The organism is Niabella agricola, assembly GCF_021538615.1.
GTDB lineage: Bacteria > Bacteroidota > Bacteroidia > Chitinophagales > Chitinophagaceae > Niabella > Niabella agricola.
In genome coordinates this window covers 1,385,287-1,402,719 of the sequence record NZ_JAJHIZ010000003.1, presented here as the reverse complement: position 1 = coordinate 1,402,719, position 17,433 = coordinate 1,385,287, and the positions used below count along the sequence as shown (strand labels likewise).

Here is a 17,433-nt window from a genome sequence, read left to right as displayed (position 1 = left end):
AAGTTTAATGCGTTTACCAACCGGGATTTTGAGTCATGGTGCCCCAATGATTAGCCACTTCCTGATAAGGGATGGGTAAAAAATAATTTTTGAACCTGAATGTGTATCCGTCGATAACCGTGCGATCGTAAAAACGGCCGTCCTGGGCAAGGTAATTGCAGCCGTATACCTGTCCGGCCATTCCCCTGCTGTTGCCCCAGATATCGCGATCGGCCTTTGCGGCTTCTTTCCAGCGGCGTGAATCGAAATAGCGTTTGCCTTCAAATGCAAATTCAACATATCGTTCATGCCGGATCCGGTTGCGGTTCTCCTCCTGGGTAGATAGGGTATAACCTGGCAAGCCCGCCCGGAATCGCACGAGGTTCAGGTATTTTATAATATCCGGATTGGCAGGATCGTATTCATTCAAAGCCTCTGCATAGTCGAGATAGATTTCTGCCAGACGGAAAACAGGATAGGGCTTGTCAAAACTACCGTTTACTTTCTGGTCTTCATCCGACACCCATTTTACAATGGGGTAGCCCGATCTTGTGGAAGGCCTGTCTGACTGGAGGTAGCCATCGAGCGCATTGGCTTTGTAATCGGCATAGTAAATGGTGCCGTTATTCTGCAAATAACCCCTTCCGATAAAGCCGATCGTGGCATAAAAGCGTGCTTCACGGTTGAGGCAGCGATTGGGGACCGGTAGTTTGGGATTAGCGTCGCCCCGTTTGAAATTGGTCATGATGGGGGTAGCCGCTTCCTGCCCGTTTCCGCGAATATAATATTGATCGCCGCCGTCGGCTGTAGTAGCCGTGGGGCCAAGGTCGTTGTATAAATGCGTATTTTCTTCCTCGATGGTGGCACCATTGTTCATGAAAAAGGCATCCACCAGTTTTTGGGTGGCATACAATCTTGCGGTATACGTAGCGCCTTCACCGTTATTGTAATTTCTCGGAAATCCAAGGGAAGAAAGATTGGTGCTTTGTGAGGGCAGGTTCACCGCCCAGATCACTTCCTTGTTCCAGTATGATTTTCCGCCAGCAAACAACCCTTTTACAGAACGGTAAGGGTCGATCCCCGAAGGGCCGTTGGGCCAGGGTATATCGTTGCCGGAAAAATTGCCAAGCGGCACGGTTGTATAACCGGTGCCATTTGCAGGTACAGTGTGCAATTCAAATTTATTCAGGTCGATGATGGCTTTTGCTGCCGCCGCTGCTTGCTTCCATTTGTCCGGGTCCGCAGTAGTTGGGAAATAGGGCTTTCCGCCGGCGTCAACAAATGAAGTATAATCGGGATTCCCGTTCACCAGGGGGCTTGCATTCCACAGCAATACCCTTGCTTTCAAGGCCATGGCGGCTTCACGGGAGGGCCGACCCATATCGTTGCCCAGTATCTTTTCCGTGGCCGGCAGGGTACCGATACAGGTATCCAACTGCGCCACAATAAAGGACGCACAATCATCTTCGGTATTCCGTTTGGTAGGAAGGGCCGCAGTGTTTGAATAGTCGACCGTTTTGTCCACAATCACAAAAGGACCATAGAGTTCCAGCAACTGGGTATAATAAAAGGCCCGCAGGTAGCGCGCATCAGCGGCATAGCCGGCTGTTTCGCCCGGTACTAACAATTTATCATCGGCTTTTTTATAATTCTCCAGGAATACATTACAGACCCGGATGGATTTGTAATATTTGGTCCATAGGTCGAACAGGGGATTGTCTGCGTTGAATTTTCCCTGGGCGAAAATCAGGCTGGGATAGTTGTCCAGACCGGCATGGCCTTCATCGTAATTGCAATTAAAGGGCCATGACCAGATCATATCCGTGTAATTTGGCATGGCGCCAAAACAGGCCGCCCAGGCTTTACGGATATCGCTTCTTTCCGTCCATACATCATTCAGGTTGTCTACTTCGTGCAGGTATTCATCGGCTGAAAGGTATTTTTTACAACCTGCTAATTGCAGTGCGCAGATGCACAAGACGATTAGTTTAAGGGTAAAGTATTGATTCTTTTGCATAACTATTTTTTTTAAAGGTCAAAGCCGATTTCCAGGCCTGCAGAAAAAGTTCTTTTTAACGGATAGGCATAAGAGGACAGCTGTTCCGGGTTCCAGTCTTTGAACCTGGAGAAGGTAACTACATTATCACAGCGGAAGTAATAGTAGATCGTTTTAAATAATGAATGGCTGGCCTTCGGCTGCCAGTTATATCCCAGTTCCGCGTCGGCGATCCGTACATATGTGGCTTCCCGCAGCCAGAAGGTGGAGGTTTGGGCATTGTTCTGGTTATCGGTGCCATAGCCCAGCAGGGGGTACTCGGCGTTAAAATTTTCCGTGGCTCTGGCGCCGGAATAGGATACGGGTGTAAAGTGATTTTTTGCGGCGGCGATATACACGGCGCCGGCATCGATGCCGCCTGCATTGTAAGGATTAAAAGGAATACGCCCACCATTGATCGAGCGGTAAAGGTCGGCCTTACCGATAGCTCTTGTGGCGAATGTCCATTTTTTGTAACGCAGGTCAATGGCCAATGAATAGCTCCATTTCGGGTAAATATTACCTACCCAGATGCGGTCGTTAGGGGTAATAATTCCATCACCGTCAATATCCTTATATTTTATGTCGCCGGGCAATACCTTGTTCCAGGTTTGCACGGGACTGTTGTCAATATCGTTCTGATCTTTGAACAGACCCAGGGCTACATAGTTCAGGCTCCGGCCCCAATCCAGCCCGATCCCGCTCTGGTAGGCCACTTTGGGGTCGAGTTGGCCATTTTCAAGGATTTTGTTAGTGGTATAGCTAATCAGCCCCTTGATATAGTTGATCCGGAAATGCTTCCAGGATTTGGCATAAGTAAGATCGAGGTCAATTCCTTCCGACTGTGTTTTCCCAAGATTGGCCCTCGGTACGGAAGGCAGGCCCAGTGTGGCCGGCAGCCTGTTCAGGTCGATCAGTTGATCCCGGTTCACATACCGGTAGGCGTCCAGTACTAATTTAACGTTTTGAAAAAAGCCAATCTCCGCTCCCAGGTTTAGTTTGGTGTCGCGCTCCCAGGTAAGCCCCAGCTGCTCCAGCCGGTATTCACCCACGCCCGGGATATAAACACCGCTGCCGGCTGCACGGCCAAACCCGAAAGTATAACCATCTACCGGGCCGGATGTGGCCAGGTAGCCGAAACGGCTGGCATTACCCACAGAACCTACTACACCATAAGAGGCTCTGAATTTCAGGAAATCGACTGTTTCCGACAGGGGTTCCCAGAACTTTTCGGAGGAAGGTACCCAGGCGAAACCGATAGAGGGAAAGCCGGACCATCGCTTATCGGGCGTAAACATCTGTGACCCCGTGGCGCCAAAATTGATATCAGTGAAATACCGGTTATCCCAACCGAACGTAACGCGCCCTGCGATCGATTGCTCCCTGGTAGGTAGCGCATTGATCAGCAGTGTGCCGCCGCTGCCTGAAGGCGCGTCTGACATGGTTTCTCTTTGTTTGTATAAAATAAGCCCGGTGGTGGACAGGTTTCTGAAAAAAGTACGCGCATAATTGATGCTGGCCATGGCTTCAATCACGCGGTCGCCGGTAGGGGAAGTAGCAACAAATCCCATTTTGTCGTCTATATCCGGGGTTTTATTAATGGTTACAATGCGGCCAAGACTATCCCTTCCCGTATTATGATAGCTGTGCGACAGGTCGGGGTCGGGCCCGTGCCGCTGGTAATTTTTTACATAATGGTGCTCATAAAAATTGCTCTTCGTAAATGAGGCGATCCCGTTCACATACAGCCCGGGTGTAATGAAGTCGAGTTTTTGCGTAAGGTTCAGGTTCGTGGACATATAGTTTGCATACCGTTTCAGGAACCCGGTTTTCGTCAGCAGGGAATAAGGATTGGTAATGCCCGGCGGCTCTTCCGGCGCCGTGCCGTTGGAGTATGCTGCAGGGAAGAGGGTGGGATTGATCCGGTTCATAATGTCCAGCAGGCTGTTCACACCCTGGCCGGGTTCCGTAGTGGTATTGTACCGGCCGTCAAACCCCAGTCCCAGTACGGTGGTGGGGGAAAGGTCAGCCTTAAGATTGGAACGGAAATTAAACTGGTTATAGTTGGCATTGGACGCATTTTTGCTGTTGAACATGCCTTTTTCGGTATAAAACCCGCCGGACATATAATAGGTAACGGCATTGCCTCCGCCGCTGATATTAAAGTTTGCTTTTTGGGAGGGATTGTTTTGTTTTACCATGGTTTTATACCAGTCTACATTTGGATAAAAATCATTGTCGCCATCGCCGAATTTGGCAATATCATCCGCGGTATAATAGGGTTTTTTACCCCGTACCTCCAGGGCTTCATTTCTTAGCCGGGCGTAGGTTACGGCGTCGACCCATTTGGGTTTGTAGGAGGCATTGTTGATGGATGAGGAGTAGGAAGCCCGCACGCTTGGTTTTTGCGCGGCCTTTCCTGTTTTTGTAGTGATCACAATAATACCATTGGCGCCTTCAAGCCCGTAAACAGCGGTAGCCGATGCGTCTTTCAGGATGGAAAAGGTAGCTACGTCGTTAGGGTCAACATCATCGAGGTTTCTCCGCAGTCCGTCAATGAGTACCAAAGGGGTGGTATTGCCGGTAACAGAGTTGATGCCTCTTATGATAAATGAAGCGCCATCCTGCCCCGGCTGGCCGGATTGCTGTACAAAGGTTACGCCCGCCACGCGGCCTGCCAGCTGGGTGGTGAGTGATCTTGTCGGTGCTTTTAGTTCTACCGGATTGACGGTGGTGATGGCTCCTACAACACTTATTTTTTTCTGGCTTCCCACCGCTGTAACAACGATCTCATTTTCGTTTTTTGCAGCGTCTTCTTCCATTAAAACCAGGAGCTGCTTCAGGTTGGCGTCCTGTATAGTATCCAGGTTTATTTCGCGTTTGCGGAACCCAAGCATCGTCACAACCAGTGTTGTTTTCCGCGGAATATTGCTGATGCCAAAATATCCGGCAGCATCGGTTATGGTTCCGATTAATGTATTGGAGCGCAGGTATACACTGGCCCCCGAAAGAGGCCTGCGGCGCTGGTCGGTTACAGTGCCAGCGATGTCGATAGCCGCCCTGACCTGGGGGACGTTTCCAGCGTTTCTGGGCTCCGGTGCAGATGGCTTTGCTTTGATCACGATTGTTTTATCAACAATGGTATAGGTTAAGGGCTGCTGCTCAAAGATCTTTTCAAACACCTCACTCAGGGAAGCGCCCCGCATGTTGATGGTTACTTTTTTGGCAGTTTTTAAATCATTATCGAAATAGATTACATTATAGCCGCTTTGCTTTTTTATATCTGCAAGCACTTTTTTCAGCGGCATGTCGGAACCCGAGATGGAAACCTGCTGGCTGTAGCCGGCCGTCCCTGCCAGCATACAGAAAAGGAGCAGGAGGAGCGAAGCTCTTTTCTTCATATTGAATCGTTTTAGTTTATACGTGTTGTTGCTTTTTGTTGTTAACAGTTCCCTATATTGTATTAGTTTCCTGTGTGGCCACTGCTGTTGCGCTGCCACATGAAAAGATCACTGATCAGGTAATTATTAATTGGGCTTAACAGTAATGACTCTGCCGTTTATTTCAAACCTGACCTTGCCTGTAGCTTCTAATATTTTCAGGAGTTGCCTGAAATTGCCAGAACGGGGAAGGCTGCCGGAAATTGTTTCATTTATTTTTCTTTCATATACAATCGTTACATCATACCATCGGGCCACCTGGTTCATAACCGTTTCCAGGTCTGTGCCGTTATAGAGGAAGAGCCCATTTTTCCAGGCCAGTACCTCTTCCAGATCCACCTGTGGTACCAGGGAAATAGGGTCCTGTCCGGCCTTTACAATGGCCTGTTGTCCCGGAACCAGTGTTGCCCGTCTGCCGGCAGTATTGACTTCCACCCGCCCTTCGATCAGCGTGGTTTTTTCGACAGCCTCCTCCCGGTAGCTGTTGATATTAAAATGAGTGCCCAATACGGTTACAGTTGTTTTGCCGGTCTTTACATGAAAAGGTTGGGCGGGGTTATGTTTTATTTCGAAATAGCCCTCACCCTGCAATTCCACATTCCGCTCGTTACCGGTAAATGCAGTGGGGAATTTTAAGGAGGAAGAAGCGTTCAGCCACACGTTGCTGCCATCCGCCAACACCAGTTGGTACTGGCCTCCTTTTGGAGTGGCAATGGTATTATAAAGCGCGGCCTCGGCATTGTTTGCTACGTCAGAATTATAATGAAGTTTGCCGTCCAGTTTAATGACCTTGGTAGCACCCTGGTTGGTGATATCTCCGTTATGAGCTGTGTCCAGCGCTATTTGCCGGCCATCGGCAAGGGTAAGGATGGCTTTATCTCCGCCCGGAACAATAAGCGCAGGGGTCTGCGCGGTTGTTTTCGACTTTTCATGTTCCTGCCAAAGCCACCAGCCCGCTGTTGATAAACACAGCAACAGGGAGGCTGCCACGGTAATGCGGGTCATCAACCTTCTTTTTCCACCACGCACCCGTTCTACAGTGCGGGCCCCCTTCATGATAGTGGTAAATAGCCTGTCAAAATGCGGCTTTTCATCCGGATTTTCCGTTGCCGTCTTTTCCCATTGTATTTTCAGGGCGTCTGCCAAAAGTGTTTCATTTGAACGGGCCAGCTCCAGCAATTGCTCAAATTCCTCCCTGGAACAGGTATCATTCATATACCGTTCTACGATCGCCATTATCTCCTTTTCAGAAAAATTGTTATTCATCTTTTTCAGCAATAACCGTGTTAATAATTATAAACGAAGAAAAAAGGGCCTGCTACTACCGGTCCCTAAAAATTATTTTTTTGGGCGATCCCGGAGAGGATGGTCAGCATGCTAAGCACATCAAAATGCCGGCCCAGGTAGGTGGTAATAAATTGACGGGCTTCTACAATGGTATTGGCAACGGTGTTTTTTGAAATGCCCAGTGCTTCGGAAATCTGGGCATGCGATAGGTTTTCTTCCCGGCTGAGCTGAAAGATCTTCTTGCGCTGGGGCGGCATCAGATCGATTGCTTCCTTCAGTTTGGCATTAAATTCCTGCATCAGCAGCGATGCGTCTGCGGTGTTTTGGGCCGGGATCTGCATTTTTTCCCAAAGGATGTCGGCAAAGGGTTTGTCTTTAGCCGCAGCCCTGAAAAAGTCGATGCTCTTGTTATAAGCAATTTTGAATAAAAATCCGTCGAAGTTTTCGATACCAGGCAGCAACTCCCGCGCTACCCACAATTTCAGAAACACATCCATCACCAGTTCTTCTGCGGCTTCTTTTGATTTTACTATTTTGAGTATGTATTGATGCAGCCGGAAATGATACCGTTCGTAAAGTTCTTTGAACGCTTTTTCATCCCCCAATGAACATTGGTTTAATAAATCAGCCGCTGTAAAATCGGATGTCAGTTTACTCATTTGGGTACCCTTTCTGCAGTTTTTCATCCCTCCGGAACGCGCCGAAAATACAGAAATCTTTGATCAAATGTGTGATTTGGCGGCGAGCCGGTTCTGGGTTAGCTTCGAATTAATAGAGCGCTGCCAGGATCAATGTCCGGTAGGCGCCGAACCCCGGCGGCTCCTGTTTACGTAATGCCGGGACTTATAAATTTCTGCAGCGCCCCGGGCTTTGCAGCCCCCTTTGGAGCACTTGCGGGTGCTGTGTACTGGATCCGTTGTGTTGACCAGTTTTTTGATTCAGGCAACCTGATCCGTAACGGTACCGCTGCCCGGGAGTCCAAAACATTATGAAAGGAAATAAAAACAGGATGGTGTCGGTTGTAACGTAGCTGGGAGGGGATTTTTGCCGGTTTCAGACATGAAAAAACCGGGCTGAAAAGCCCGGTTTTGTACCGCGTACGGGAATCGAACCCGTGATTCATCCGTGAAAGGGATGCGTCTTAACCCCTTGACCAACGCGGCGTTACCCGTTTTTTGGGAGTGCAAAGATAATGGACCAAAACGTATTGGCCAAAAAAAAATAAAAAATAATTGCTTTTTAAAAAATAGGGGTGAAAAATCGAAATCGTTTAATATGTATTCCGTACAAAATGCTGTAACTTTACGCCTCCAAAAATTGTTCTTACTTTAATTAAATTTTTTACACAACTATGAGTACAGTAAAAGTAGCCATCAACGGCTTCGGCAGAATCGGCCGTTTGGCTTATCGTCAAATCTACAATCAACAAGGTATCGACGTTGTTGCGATCAATGATTTGACCAGCCCCAAAGTATTAGCTCACCTGTTAAAATACGACTCCGCTCAGGGCGGTTTCAATCAAGATGTAAAAAGCACTGAAAATTCCATTATCGTTGATGGTAATGAGATTAAAATATATGCACAAAAAGATCCTTCCCTGATTCCCTGGAAAGATCATGATGTAGATGTAGTACTGGAATGTACCGGTTTCTTCACTGATAAAACAAAGGCAGAAGCACACCTCGCGGCCGGCGCTAAAAGAGTGGTGATCTCTGCTCCCGCAACCGGTGACCTGAAAACCGTGGTGTTCAACGTGAACCACGATATCCTGGACGGAAGCGAAACCATCATCAGCTGCGCTTCCTGCACAACCAACTGTCTGGCTCCGATGGCAAAAGTATTGGATGATACCTTCGGTATCGAACTGGGTATCATGACCACCATCCACGCCTACACCAACGATCAGAACACCCTGGATGCTCCGCATGCCAAAGGTGATCTGAGAAGGGCAAGAGCGGCTGCGGCTAACATCGTTCCCAACAGCACTGGTGCTGCAAAAGCGATTGGCCTGGTATTGCCAAGCCTGAAAGGAAAACTGGACGGTAGCGCACAACGGGTGCCTACCATTACCGGTTCTATTACCGAGCTGAATGTAACTCTGAAGAAACAAACCTCTGCTGAAGAAATCAATGCAGCAATGAAGGCAGCTTCTAACGAAAGCTTTGGTTATACCGAAGATGAAATCGTAAGCAGCGATGTGATAGGTACACACTATGGTTCTTTGTTTGATGCTACCTTAACCAAAGTGATGACCGTAGGTGACAAACAACTGGTTCGTACCGTTTCCTGGTATGATAACGAAATGAGCTATGTATCGCAGCTCGTTCGCACGGTTGAGTATTTTGCGAAACTGATCAGCAAGTAAAGCTTACATAAATAATAAAGGCGGAACAGCTTGTTCCGCTTTTTCTTTTATTAGACCGGCTGCAGGACAAATGGCATCTTTGTTGCTACGCTCAGTTTAACTGCAGCACATGTGGCGGCCCTGTCCCGGCAGTTACCGGTGCTCAAATCTCAGATCTGAAATCTGAATTCTCAAATCTCAAAACCGTTAACAATGTCAAAATTTTCAGACTATAACTTCAAAGATCAGAAGGCGCTGATACGGGTCGACTTTAATGTTCCATTGAATGAGCAAATGGAAATTACCTCAGACGCCCGTATGAAGGCCGCCGTTCCTACGATCAAAAAGATCCTCAACGATGGCGGAAAAGTGATCCTGATGTCGCATCTCGGTCGCCCGAAAGGCGGACCGGAAGATAAATTTTCCCTGAAGCACCTGGTAAACCACTTAAGTGAATTACTGAGCGGCGCTACAGTTCTGTTTGCCAATGACTGCATTGGAGAGCAGGCGTATCTCACGGCAGATATGTTACGTCCGGGAGAGGTGCTGTTGCTGGAGAATCTCCGATTCTACAAAGAAGAAGAGAAAGGCGATGAAGCCTTTGCCGAAAAGCTGAGCAAGCTGGGAGACGTGTATGTAAACGATGCTTTTGGTACGGCGCACCGGGCGCATGCTTCTACCGCTGTAATAGCAAAATTCTTCCCTGCTGACAAAAAAATGTTTGGGTTGCTAATGGAGAATGAAGTAAACAGCGCACAAAAAGTATTGACTCAAAGCGAGAAACCGTTTACGGCAATCCTGGGCGGGGCAAAGGTTTCCGACAAGATCCTGATCATTGAAAATCTGATGGAAAAAGCTACGGATATCATTATTGGTGGTGGAATGGCCTATACCTTCTATAAAGCGCAGGGAGGGCATATCGGTGCTTCTCTTTGTGAAGAGGACCGGCTGGATACTGCAAGGGAGATCCTGGCCAAAGCAGCGGAAAAAGGCGTGTGTATTCATTTGCCCAGCGATAGCATTATTGCCAATAAATTCGCAGCGGATGCCGATACGGCGGCCTCACCCAGCAACGCCATACCCGATGGTTGGATGGGACTGGATGTTGCTGAAAACGCCCGTGAGCAGTTCACCAACGTGATCAAAAGATCCAAAACCATCCTGTGGAACGGACCGATGGGCGTGTTCGAAATGGAAAAATTCCAGGCGGGTACCAAAGCGATTGCTGAAGCAGTTGCAGAGGCTACGCAGAACGGCGCCTTCTCACTGGTAGGTGGTGGTGACAGTGTATCGGCGGTGAACAAATTTGGTTTTGCTGATAAAGTAAGCTATGTTTCTACCGGTGGCGGCGCCATGCTTGAGTTCTTCGAGGGTAAGGTGCTTCCGGGTATTGCGGCCATCGAAGAGGCATAAATCTTATCTTTTTAATTGTTTTAGAGTGCGGGGCCCGTCGGCTCCGCATTTTTATTGGGAATGATTGATCCTGCTTAACTTGTTGCAGGAGTTGGTTGGCCGGCTGGACTTTTTAATATATTTACGCGGTCTAAATTTTTATGATGAAAAAGCAGTTGGAGCGGTTAAGGCCGCGCTATTTCAGGTATGGAGTGATGGCCGGTTTGTTGTTGTTTGCAGGCATTGTCCGCAGCAATGCACAGGAGATCACTAACCGGCTGCAGGGGTATTTTAAAGCTACATCTGATACCACCTTGTACAGCCACTTTACGTTCGATGGAAATGGTAAAGTAGATATTGTGGGGCTGGGAGACGGGTACTATTTTCAGAAGGGCGATAGCCTGATCATTTACCCGGATAAAAGCATGTTTAAATTTTTAGTCAAGGGCGATCAGCTGGTCGGCGTTTCCGAGTGGGTGGGTGGAGGTGTTTGGATATATGTAAAGGATACAGTCGTTGAAAATAAACGTAGCGACCCCGAAGCGGCAGACCGAATTGCAGGATTGATGAACCGGTACTATGATGTAACAACAAAGAACGAAATGGCTTTCCTGGACGGAACAGGAGATGACTTTTCCCTGGAAATAAAAAACCTTTGCGACAGCGGCCTTTCCAAGGCCTGTTTGGATTATGCAGGACTGAAAATGATCGAAAATATGGGAGGGCTTGGTGCCATACTGGAAGGCAAGGATGTGCCGCTCAAAAAAGAAGGAGACCCGGAGGTGCTGGCGCTGATCGAAAAAGCACTGCAGCTGGGTGATATGGAGGGGTATGCGGTTTTGGGCGGATATTATTCCATGCTGCAAAACCAGGAAAAAGCAAAGGAAGTACTGGAAAAAGGAAGCGAACTGGGCTGCCGCCGTTGTGTATGGGCAGCCTTTTCACTGGCATTGGAGCAGGACGCCCAAAAAGCAAAGACCGGAGAAAAAAAGGAAACACCCAAAAAAGGGGTAAAGAAGAAGCAATAAAGTGATTGAACCGTTTAAGTGCGGAGGTGCCAGATCGGCGAAAAATTCATTACCCGAAGATTTAAATGGGTTCAGTAAAAATTGGTATTAGAACGCAATTCCGGGGGCAGTCCAGATTGTCGCGATCGTCATGCCGACTGTAATGGAAGCAACTGCCCAATATATATGAGACCGCTCCCTACGGTTAAGGTGACGTCCAGAAAAATAATTGCTTCATGCCATAATTTAGAATACACCCTTCGGAGGTTCCGTTTTGGTCATTTATCGTAGCTTTGACTATGAAGCGCCCATTTTCTCTGAATAAACTATTGCGAAGTTTTGGATATGCAGTCCGTGGGATAAAAACCGCATTCCGGTTCGAGCAGAATTTCCGGATACACGCGGTTGCTACCCTGCTGGCGGTATTGCTTGCCTTCGTTTTCAGGATAACGGTTTATGAATGGCTTGTTATCATTCTTTGCATTAGTGTCGTAACCGGTGCCGAGCTGATCAACACCTCCATCGAAAAGATCTGTGACCTGGTGCATCCGCAAACAGATTCCCGGGTTCAATATATTAAGGATATATCGGCCGCCGCCGTGCTCCTGACAGCAGCTGGTGCACTCATTGCGGGTTTGCTGATCTTTGTTCCCAGGCTGGTTGCCCTGATCTGATTTTTATGAAACGATTTCTTATACATTGGATGCTGCTCGTGTCTGTTCTGGCCTGTCAGAACAGGAAGCCACCTCCCGCCGCACATACCGCAGTGCAACCGTTGCTGCCGCAGATGGGGTTAGGTATTTCCGAAGACCGGGAACAACTGGGGCGCCTGCTCAATCTGAACCTGTATCCGCCTACGGGCGTTACATACCAATGGAATGGGCAGAACAGGAACGGACTGGAGGCTGTTCTTTATTATGATGAAAAAACGTACGGGGAGATCCTGAATGCTTATATGGAAGCCGGATTCCCCAAGGGCAACTCTATAAAAGAGCAGTTTAGCTTTTCCTGGCTCGACAGCGCGCAACAGGCAGAACTCCGGTTCAGCAAGCCGGATTATACAGGCAACCCGGATATTTTCCTGGGAACCCAGGGAAAGGGCATGCTTTGGTTCCTAGACAAAAAGATATTACTGAAAGTGGCTCCCTAAGCATGTTTCTTAAAGCGTGGGCGGGGAATCTGGTCTTATTTTTGGCTGAAAACCAGCTGTTTATAAGTATGCCCGGGAAAACTGCGGTTTTTTCTGTTAAATAATAAGCATTAAGATCGTAAAATGACTACCTTTGCACCCCCAATCAGTTCTTTTATAGTTCCTGTGCCGGCAAGTACCGGGGTAAAACAGGACGGAGGAATTTGGGAGTTCCGGTGATTGCCGGAACGTTTGAACCAATAAATCGAATAAAATGGCAAAAGAAATCTCTGGCTTTGTAAAGCTACAGTGTAAAGGCGGTCAGGCCAATCCTGCACCTCCTATTGGGCCGGCGTTAGGTTCCAAAGGTGTTAACATCATGGAATTCTGCAAACAATTCAACGCCCGCACACAAGACAAAATGGGAAAAGTACTTCCCGTATTAATCACCGTTTACAGCGACAAAAGTTTTGAATTTGTAATCAAAACGCCTCCTGCAGCCATCCAGCTGATGGAAGCCGCTAAAATTCAGAAAGGTTCTAAGGAAAGCAACCGCGCCAAAGTGGGTAAGGTTACCTGGGAGCAGGTAGAGGCTATTGCAAAAGACAAAATGCCCGACCTGAACTGCTTTACCGTTGATTCTGCTATGAAAATGGTAGCCGGTACAGCGCGCAGCATGGGACTGAATGTTGAAGGAAAAGCCCCGTGGGAAAATTAATCCATTTTAAGAACCCGCCTGCCGGCTGGCAGGCCTAAAAAGAATTGACAAATGGCATTCATTAGTAAAAAAAGAAAAGTTGCAAATGCAAAGGTAGACGCCAATAAAGCGTACACCCTGAAAGAAGCCTCTGCATTGGTAAAAGATATAAGTGTGGCAAAGTTTGACGCTTCTGTAGATCTGCACGTACGTTTGGGTGTAGATCCTAAAAAAGCGGATCAGGCCATTCGTGGTACGGTAACCCTGCCGCACGGAACCGGTAAAACAAAACGGGTGCTGGTACTTTGTACGCCCGATAAAGAAGCGGACGCAAACAGCGCCGGCGCTGACTATGTAGGTTTGGACGAATTTGTACAGAAAATTGAAGGTGGCTGGACAGATGTGGATGTAGTGATTGCTACGCCTGCTGTAATGCCGAAGATCGGTAAACTGGGTAAGATCCTGGGGCCGCGCAACCTGATGCCGAACCCTAAAACAGGAACCGTTACCAATGATGTAGCTGCTGCTGTTAACGAGGTGAAAGGTGGTAAGATTGCTTTTAAAGTGGATAAAGCCGGTATCGTGCATGCTTCCATCGGTCGTGTAAGCTTCAGCCCCGAAAAGATTGCTGAAAACGGCCAGGAGTTTTTAAATGCCATTATTAAGGCAAAGCCCACCACAGCAAAAGGTACTTATTTAAAAGGAATTTCTATGGCCAGCTCTATGGGCCCTGGAATTGCTTTGGATACAAAATCTTTTGTACAGTAATCACCCGGCTTAACCGGTTCTAATTTTTAAAATCAGTCAAACCGCAATAAAATGACTAAAGAACAAAAAAATGAAGTAATTGAGGTATTGAAGGGGAAATTCTCTCAATACAGCAACTTTTATATTACAGATACCGAGTCGCTTAGTGTAGACCAGGTAAGCAAATTGCGCCGCGCTTGTTTCAATAAGAACGTGGAAATGAAAGTGGCCAAGAACACCCTGATCCGGAAAGCGCTGGAAAGTCTGGATGCAGAAAAATATGCAGGTGTGTATGATTCATTGCACAAGGTAACAGCCCTGATGTTTTCTGAAAACCCCAAAGAGCCCGCTGTAATCCTGAGCTCTTTCCGCAGCGAAGCAAAGAAAGAAAAGCCCGAACTGAAACTGGCGTTTATTAACGGCGATCTGTATACCGGCGATAACCAACTGGCTGCCCTGGTTAAGATCAAAACGAAGAATGAACTGATCGGTGAAGTGATCGGCTTGTTACTGTCTCCGATCCAGCGTGTGATTGGTGCGTTGCAGAACAGACCGGAAGGTGAAGCGGCTCCCGTAGCAGCAGAAGCCCCGGCAACTGAAAGTGCAGCAGCTCCTGAAGCGGAAGCACCTGCAGCAGATGCAACTCCGGCGGCTGAGTAATTTTAATATAGTTACGATCTATATTTAATAAATAAACAATTTTTTTAAACCCGCCGTCGGATTCGCCACAGGTGAAAATGAAGACGGTAAAAATTAAAGCAAAATGGCAGATATCAAAACATTAGCAGAAAGCCTGGTAGGTTTAACTGTAAAAGAAGTACAGGAATTAGCAGATTTTTTAAAGACTGAGTACGGCATCGAGCCTGCTGCAGCTGCGGTAGTAGTAGCTGGTGGTGGTGAAGGTGGTGCGGCGGCCGCTGAAGAAAAAACAGCATTTGACGTAATCCTTAAGAATGCAGGTGCTTCTAAATTGAACGTGGTTAAGATCGTTAAAGATCTGACTGGTTTAGGTCTGAAAGAAGCAAAAGAACTGGTAGACGGAGCTCCGAAGCCAGTAAAAGAAGGTGTATCTAAAGCGGAAGCTGAAGACATCGCTGCTAAACTGAAAGAAGCAGGTGCTGAAGTAGAAGTGGCTTAATTCTTTTGTAAAGCATATTTGTCCTGTAAGGTCTTCGGATCTTACAGGACTTTTTTTTGAAGAAGATGCCGCAGAAAACGCTGAAACACGGATTTATTGCTGCTATCTGGCTGGGATCGCTTCGCTCTTCAGTATTCCGGTACCTCAGCAGCCTTTTGTTTGCCACAGGAATGCGGCGGCGCCGTTTTTTAGGGCCGCTCTATATCTTTAGTGTTTCAGTGCCTCAGTGGCTTTAATAAAAAATTACCCGCCTGATCTGTAACCGCATTTTTCCAAAGTTCAGGATAAGCCCTATTTTGCATCTGGAGCATTTCAGATGATTGATGGTTTGCACCAGGTCTTCCACCGCTAAGCTGCCTTCCCTGACTTTTATTTCAAGAATAATGCGGTTGAGCAGGACGGCGTCTGCTCGAAAGAAGTGCGGCAAAACAGCGTCTTTGTACTGGATTTGGTATTTCCTTTCTCTTTCATAAAGGATGCGGTTCTTTCTGAACTCATATTCGAACGCGTCTTTATAAACGATTTCAAGAAAACCACCCAAGGGTCTTATGGACCCCAATACCATATTTTATGATGATAGCGGTTTCCGCTGCAGGGGATAGGCTTAAGGTGTAACGTTGTTGTTTTGCATAAGGTCATTTTTTGTTTGCCAAGAAACACAGAGATTCTGATTTTTCAAGGCCGTTATTGGACGAGCTTTAAACCTTCGGTGCTTCAGTGCCTCAGCGGCTTTGTTTGCCGCAGAAACACAGAGGCGCAGGTTTTATACCGTTACTTGATCCGGCAGCTTCAAACCTTTAGTATTCCGGTGCCCCAATGGCTTCTACCTGAATATAGGGCTTCAGTTTTTCAAACACATCATTGGTTAGCATAACTAGGGCCGGCAAATCATCTACGGCGATGGGCGCTGCTTTCCGTTGTTTAACGATGAGGTAGGCCAGCTTGCTGCTGATATAGGGATGTGCATTTAATGCTTCATAAGATGCCGAATTGATGTTGAGTTTCCGCAGATATGTATTATTGAGAACCAGGAAAGGTTTTATTTTTTGAAACGTTGAATCCGGAACACCGTAGGTTTCCCCCACCTGGCTGATACTGTAAAAGCCACCCAGTTTTTCCCGGTATTGAATGATCCTCGCCGCCAGCCTGCTGCCAATACCATGCAGGGCTTTATAAGCAGTGGTATCCGCTGTATTGATATCGATGGGTTGTGGCCTTGAATATATAAAGGTGTTACCGGCTGGAGAAGCAACAGGGGGCGTATAACCAGCCCGCCGGGATGTTGCAGCAAGGGTAATATAAGGTCTGATCCGCTCAAATTCATCGGCGCGCAATCCATAAATTTTCTGCAGGTCTTCCGGTTTGCGGAAGTGTCCTCCTTTGTTGCGGTAACGTATAATGGTTTGAACCGTACGTTTGCGTAACCCCAGTTTTAACCAACCTGCTTCGTTCAATGTGTTGGGATCAAAGTTAAAAAGTACCATTGCCGTCAATGATTGATTGGTTCGTTTCTTATATGCGGTGGCATCGGCAGGCAACAGGTCTGTATCCGTTTTGTCAGGATAACCGGACGCTTCAGTAGTTGTGGCGATCTTGCTGAAGTCCGCTTCTGATAAAGGTTTCAGCGGTTTCCTTTCTGTTGTGGTTTCAATAAAAGGCTGTATGGCAAAAAGCAACACTACAAGGATTAATAGCAGCAAACCGATACGTTCTTTTTTTGAAAACCGTAAATACGTTTTCATAGATTAACATTTTAGCATTGGTGAAAGAGAGGTGTTGCTTTAAATGTAATAAAAATAAGGATCAGAAAAAAATAAGAAAAAAAAATTAACAAAATTTGGTTTATTGCCTTTGGGAAGTTTATCTTTACTTTCGGCTATTGCATTGTAAACCTACTTTAACTATTAAAACTACTTAATTTCCACACTGTGATAGCTTGAAATGAAGAAGCCCCTTTAGTAATTATTCTTCATTTAGGTTTTGTGAATGTGCGCCAAAGCGCTGTGTTTTTGGGATTGCTCAAAACCGGCTAACGTGAGTACATAAATCGAAATATAAAGGTAAGGCTATGTCCTGTTAACAGGGCTGCCGGCTAATGCGCTGTATTGTGCAGGTGAATTGCACATCGCCTACGGGCGTGTGTATGCGACAGGTGCAATATGGAATTGGTATTTGTATTGTAAAGATACCCGGGACTTGTTATGTCCAGGGATGTAAATTATATATAATTATATCTAT

The 17,433-nt window shown here is 47.1% G+C and carries 15 protein-coding genes and 1 tRNA gene; 9 read left to right on the top strand and 7 right to left on the bottom strand.

Features of this window, described 5'->3' with window-relative positions; genetic code table 11:
• Positions 1–13: 13 nt before the first annotated feature.
• From LL912_RS11275 to LL912_RS11255, 5 genes are all read right to left on the bottom strand, one after another.
• A complete protein-coding gene (locus LL912_RS11275; protein ID WP_235553672.1) occupies positions 14–1,996 on the bottom strand; it encodes a RagB/SusD family nutrient uptake outer membrane protein in 1,983 nt (660 codons plus the stop codon).
• An 11-nt stretch (positions 1,997–2,007) separates the two neighbouring features.
• Complete coding sequence (locus LL912_RS11270) at positions 2,008–5,415, bottom strand: TonB-dependent receptor (protein WP_235553671.1); 3,408 nt, start codon at positions 5,413–5,415, stop codon at positions 2,008–2,010.
• A gap of 126 nt (positions 5,416–5,541) precedes the next feature.
• Positions 5,542–6,720 (bottom strand): FecR family protein, encoded by a 1,179-nt coding sequence (locus LL912_RS11265; RefSeq protein WP_235553670.1) that lies wholly within the window; start codon positions 6,718–6,720, stop codon positions 5,542–5,544.
• Between the two features lie 65 nt (positions 6,721–6,785).
• Positions 6,786–7,400: an RNA polymerase sigma factor gene (locus tag LL912_RS11260; protein ID WP_235553669.1), complete on the bottom strand. Its 615-nt coding sequence runs from the start codon at positions 7,398–7,400 to the stop codon at positions 6,786–6,788.
• A 432-nt stretch (positions 7,401–7,832) separates the two neighbouring features.
• Positions 7,833–7,904 (bottom strand) — tRNA-Glu (locus LL912_RS11255).
• A gap of 188 nt (positions 7,905–8,092) precedes the next feature.
• Here LL912_RS11255 and gap point away from each other — a divergent pair.
• From gap to rplL, 9 genes are all read left to right on the top strand, one after another.
• Complete coding sequence (gene gap / locus LL912_RS11250; protein WP_235553668.1) at positions 8,093–9,106, top strand: type I glyceraldehyde-3-phosphate dehydrogenase; 1,014 nt, start codon at positions 8,093–8,095, stop codon at positions 9,104–9,106.
• Positions 9,107–9,298: 192 nt separating this feature from the next.
• Positions 9,299–10,498, top strand: coding sequence for a phosphoglycerate kinase (locus LL912_RS11245; protein WP_235553667.1), 1,200 nt, complete (start codon positions 9,299–9,301; stop codon positions 10,496–10,498).
• 140 nt (positions 10,499–10,638) lie between these two features.
• On the top strand, positions 10,639–11,505 hold the full coding sequence (locus LL912_RS11240; RefSeq protein ID WP_235553666.1) for a hypothetical protein: 867 nt from the start codon (positions 10,639–10,641) through the stop codon (positions 11,503–11,505).
• A gap of 278 nt (positions 11,506–11,783) precedes the next feature.
• Positions 11,784–12,158 carry a diacylglycerol kinase family protein gene (locus LL912_RS11235; protein WP_235553665.1) on the top strand — a complete coding sequence of 125 codons (375 nt, stop codon included), beginning with the start codon at positions 11,784–11,786 and terminating at the stop codon, positions 12,156–12,158.
• Positions 12,159–12,163: 5 nt separating this feature from the next.
• Entirely contained in the window at positions 12,164–12,634 is a 471-nt protein-coding gene (locus LL912_RS11230) for a hypothetical protein (RefSeq protein WP_235553664.1), read from the top strand.
• A gap of 253 nt (positions 12,635–12,887) precedes the next feature.
• Positions 12,888–13,331 (top strand): 50S ribosomal protein L11, encoded by a 444-nt coding sequence (gene rplK, locus LL912_RS11225; protein WP_231004469.1) that lies wholly within the window; start codon positions 12,888–12,890, stop codon positions 13,329–13,331.
• A 51-nt stretch (positions 13,332–13,382) separates the two neighbouring features.
• A complete protein-coding gene (gene rplA, locus LL912_RS11220; protein WP_235553663.1) occupies positions 13,383–14,078 on the top strand; it encodes a 50S ribosomal protein L1 in 696 nt (231 codons plus the stop codon).
• Positions 14,079–14,129: 51 nt separating this feature from the next.
• Positions 14,130–14,717 (top strand): 50S ribosomal protein L10, encoded by a 588-nt coding sequence (gene rplJ / locus LL912_RS11215; RefSeq protein ID WP_235553662.1) that lies wholly within the window; start codon positions 14,130–14,132, stop codon positions 14,715–14,717.
• Positions 14,718–14,820: 103 nt separating this feature from the next.
• Complete coding sequence (rplL, locus tag LL912_RS11210; protein WP_235553661.1) at positions 14,821–15,195, top strand: 50S ribosomal protein L7/L12; 375 nt, start codon at positions 14,821–14,823, stop codon at positions 15,193–15,195.
• 232 nt (positions 15,196–15,427) lie between these two features.
• Here rplL and LL912_RS11205 read toward each other — a convergent pair whose 3' ends face one another.
• Both LL912_RS11205 and LL912_RS11200 read right to left on the bottom strand, forming a co-directional pair.
• Positions 15,428–15,754, bottom strand: a complete 327-nt coding sequence (locus tag LL912_RS11205) for a GxxExxY protein (protein WP_235553660.1) — start codon at positions 15,752–15,754, stop codon at positions 15,428–15,430.
• Between the two features lie 238 nt (positions 15,755–15,992).
• Positions 15,993–16,937 carry a helix-hairpin-helix domain-containing protein gene (locus tag LL912_RS11200; protein WP_235553659.1) on the bottom strand — a complete coding sequence of 315 codons (945 nt, stop codon included), beginning with the start codon at positions 16,935–16,937 and terminating at the stop codon, positions 15,993–15,995.
• Positions 16,938–17,433 lie beyond the last annotated feature (496 nt).

Bases quoted from the DNA above. Each gene is read 5' to 3' on its own strand.
- LL912_RS11275 (WP_235553672.1), bottom strand. From the start codon at position 1,996: ATGCAAAAGAATCAATACTTTACCCTTAAACTAATCGTCTTGTGCATC.
- LL912_RS11270 (WP_235553671.1), bottom strand. From the start codon at position 5,415: ATGAAGAAAAGAGCTTCGCTCCTCCTGCTCCTTTTCTGTATGCTGGCA.
- LL912_RS11265 (WP_235553670.1), bottom strand. From the start codon at position 6,720: ATGAATAACAATTTTTCTGAAAAGGAGATAATGGCGATCGTAGAACGG.
- LL912_RS11260 (WP_235553669.1), bottom strand. From the start codon at position 7,400: ATGAGTAAACTGACATCCGATTTTACAGCGGCTGATTTATTAAACCAA.
- gap (WP_235553668.1), top strand. From the start codon at position 8,093: ATGAGTACAGTAAAAGTAGCCATCAACGGCTTCGGCAGAATCGGCCGT.
- LL912_RS11245 (WP_235553667.1), top strand. From the start codon at position 9,299: ATGTCAAAATTTTCAGACTATAACTTCAAAGATCAGAAGGCGCTGATA.
- LL912_RS11240 (WP_235553666.1), top strand. From the start codon at position 10,639: ATGATGAAAAAGCAGTTGGAGCGGTTAAGGCCGCGCTATTTCAGGTAT.
- LL912_RS11235 (WP_235553665.1), top strand. From the start codon at position 11,784: ATGAAGCGCCCATTTTCTCTGAATAAACTATTGCGAAGTTTTGGATAT.
- LL912_RS11230 (WP_235553664.1), top strand. From the start codon at position 12,164: ATGAAACGATTTCTTATACATTGGATGCTGCTCGTGTCTGTTCTGGCC.
- rplK (WP_231004469.1), top strand. From the start codon at position 12,888: ATGGCAAAAGAAATCTCTGGCTTTGTAAAGCTACAGTGTAAAGGCGGT.
- rplA (WP_235553663.1), top strand. From the start codon at position 13,383: ATGGCATTCATTAGTAAAAAAAGAAAAGTTGCAAATGCAAAGGTAGAC.
- rplJ (WP_235553662.1), top strand. From the start codon at position 14,130: ATGACTAAAGAACAAAAAAATGAAGTAATTGAGGTATTGAAGGGGAAA.
- rplL (WP_235553661.1), top strand. From the start codon at position 14,821: ATGGCAGATATCAAAACATTAGCAGAAAGCCTGGTAGGTTTAACTGTA.
- LL912_RS11200 (WP_235553659.1), bottom strand. From the start codon at position 16,937: ATGAAAACGTATTTACGGTTTTCAAAAAAAGAACGTATCGGTTTGCTG.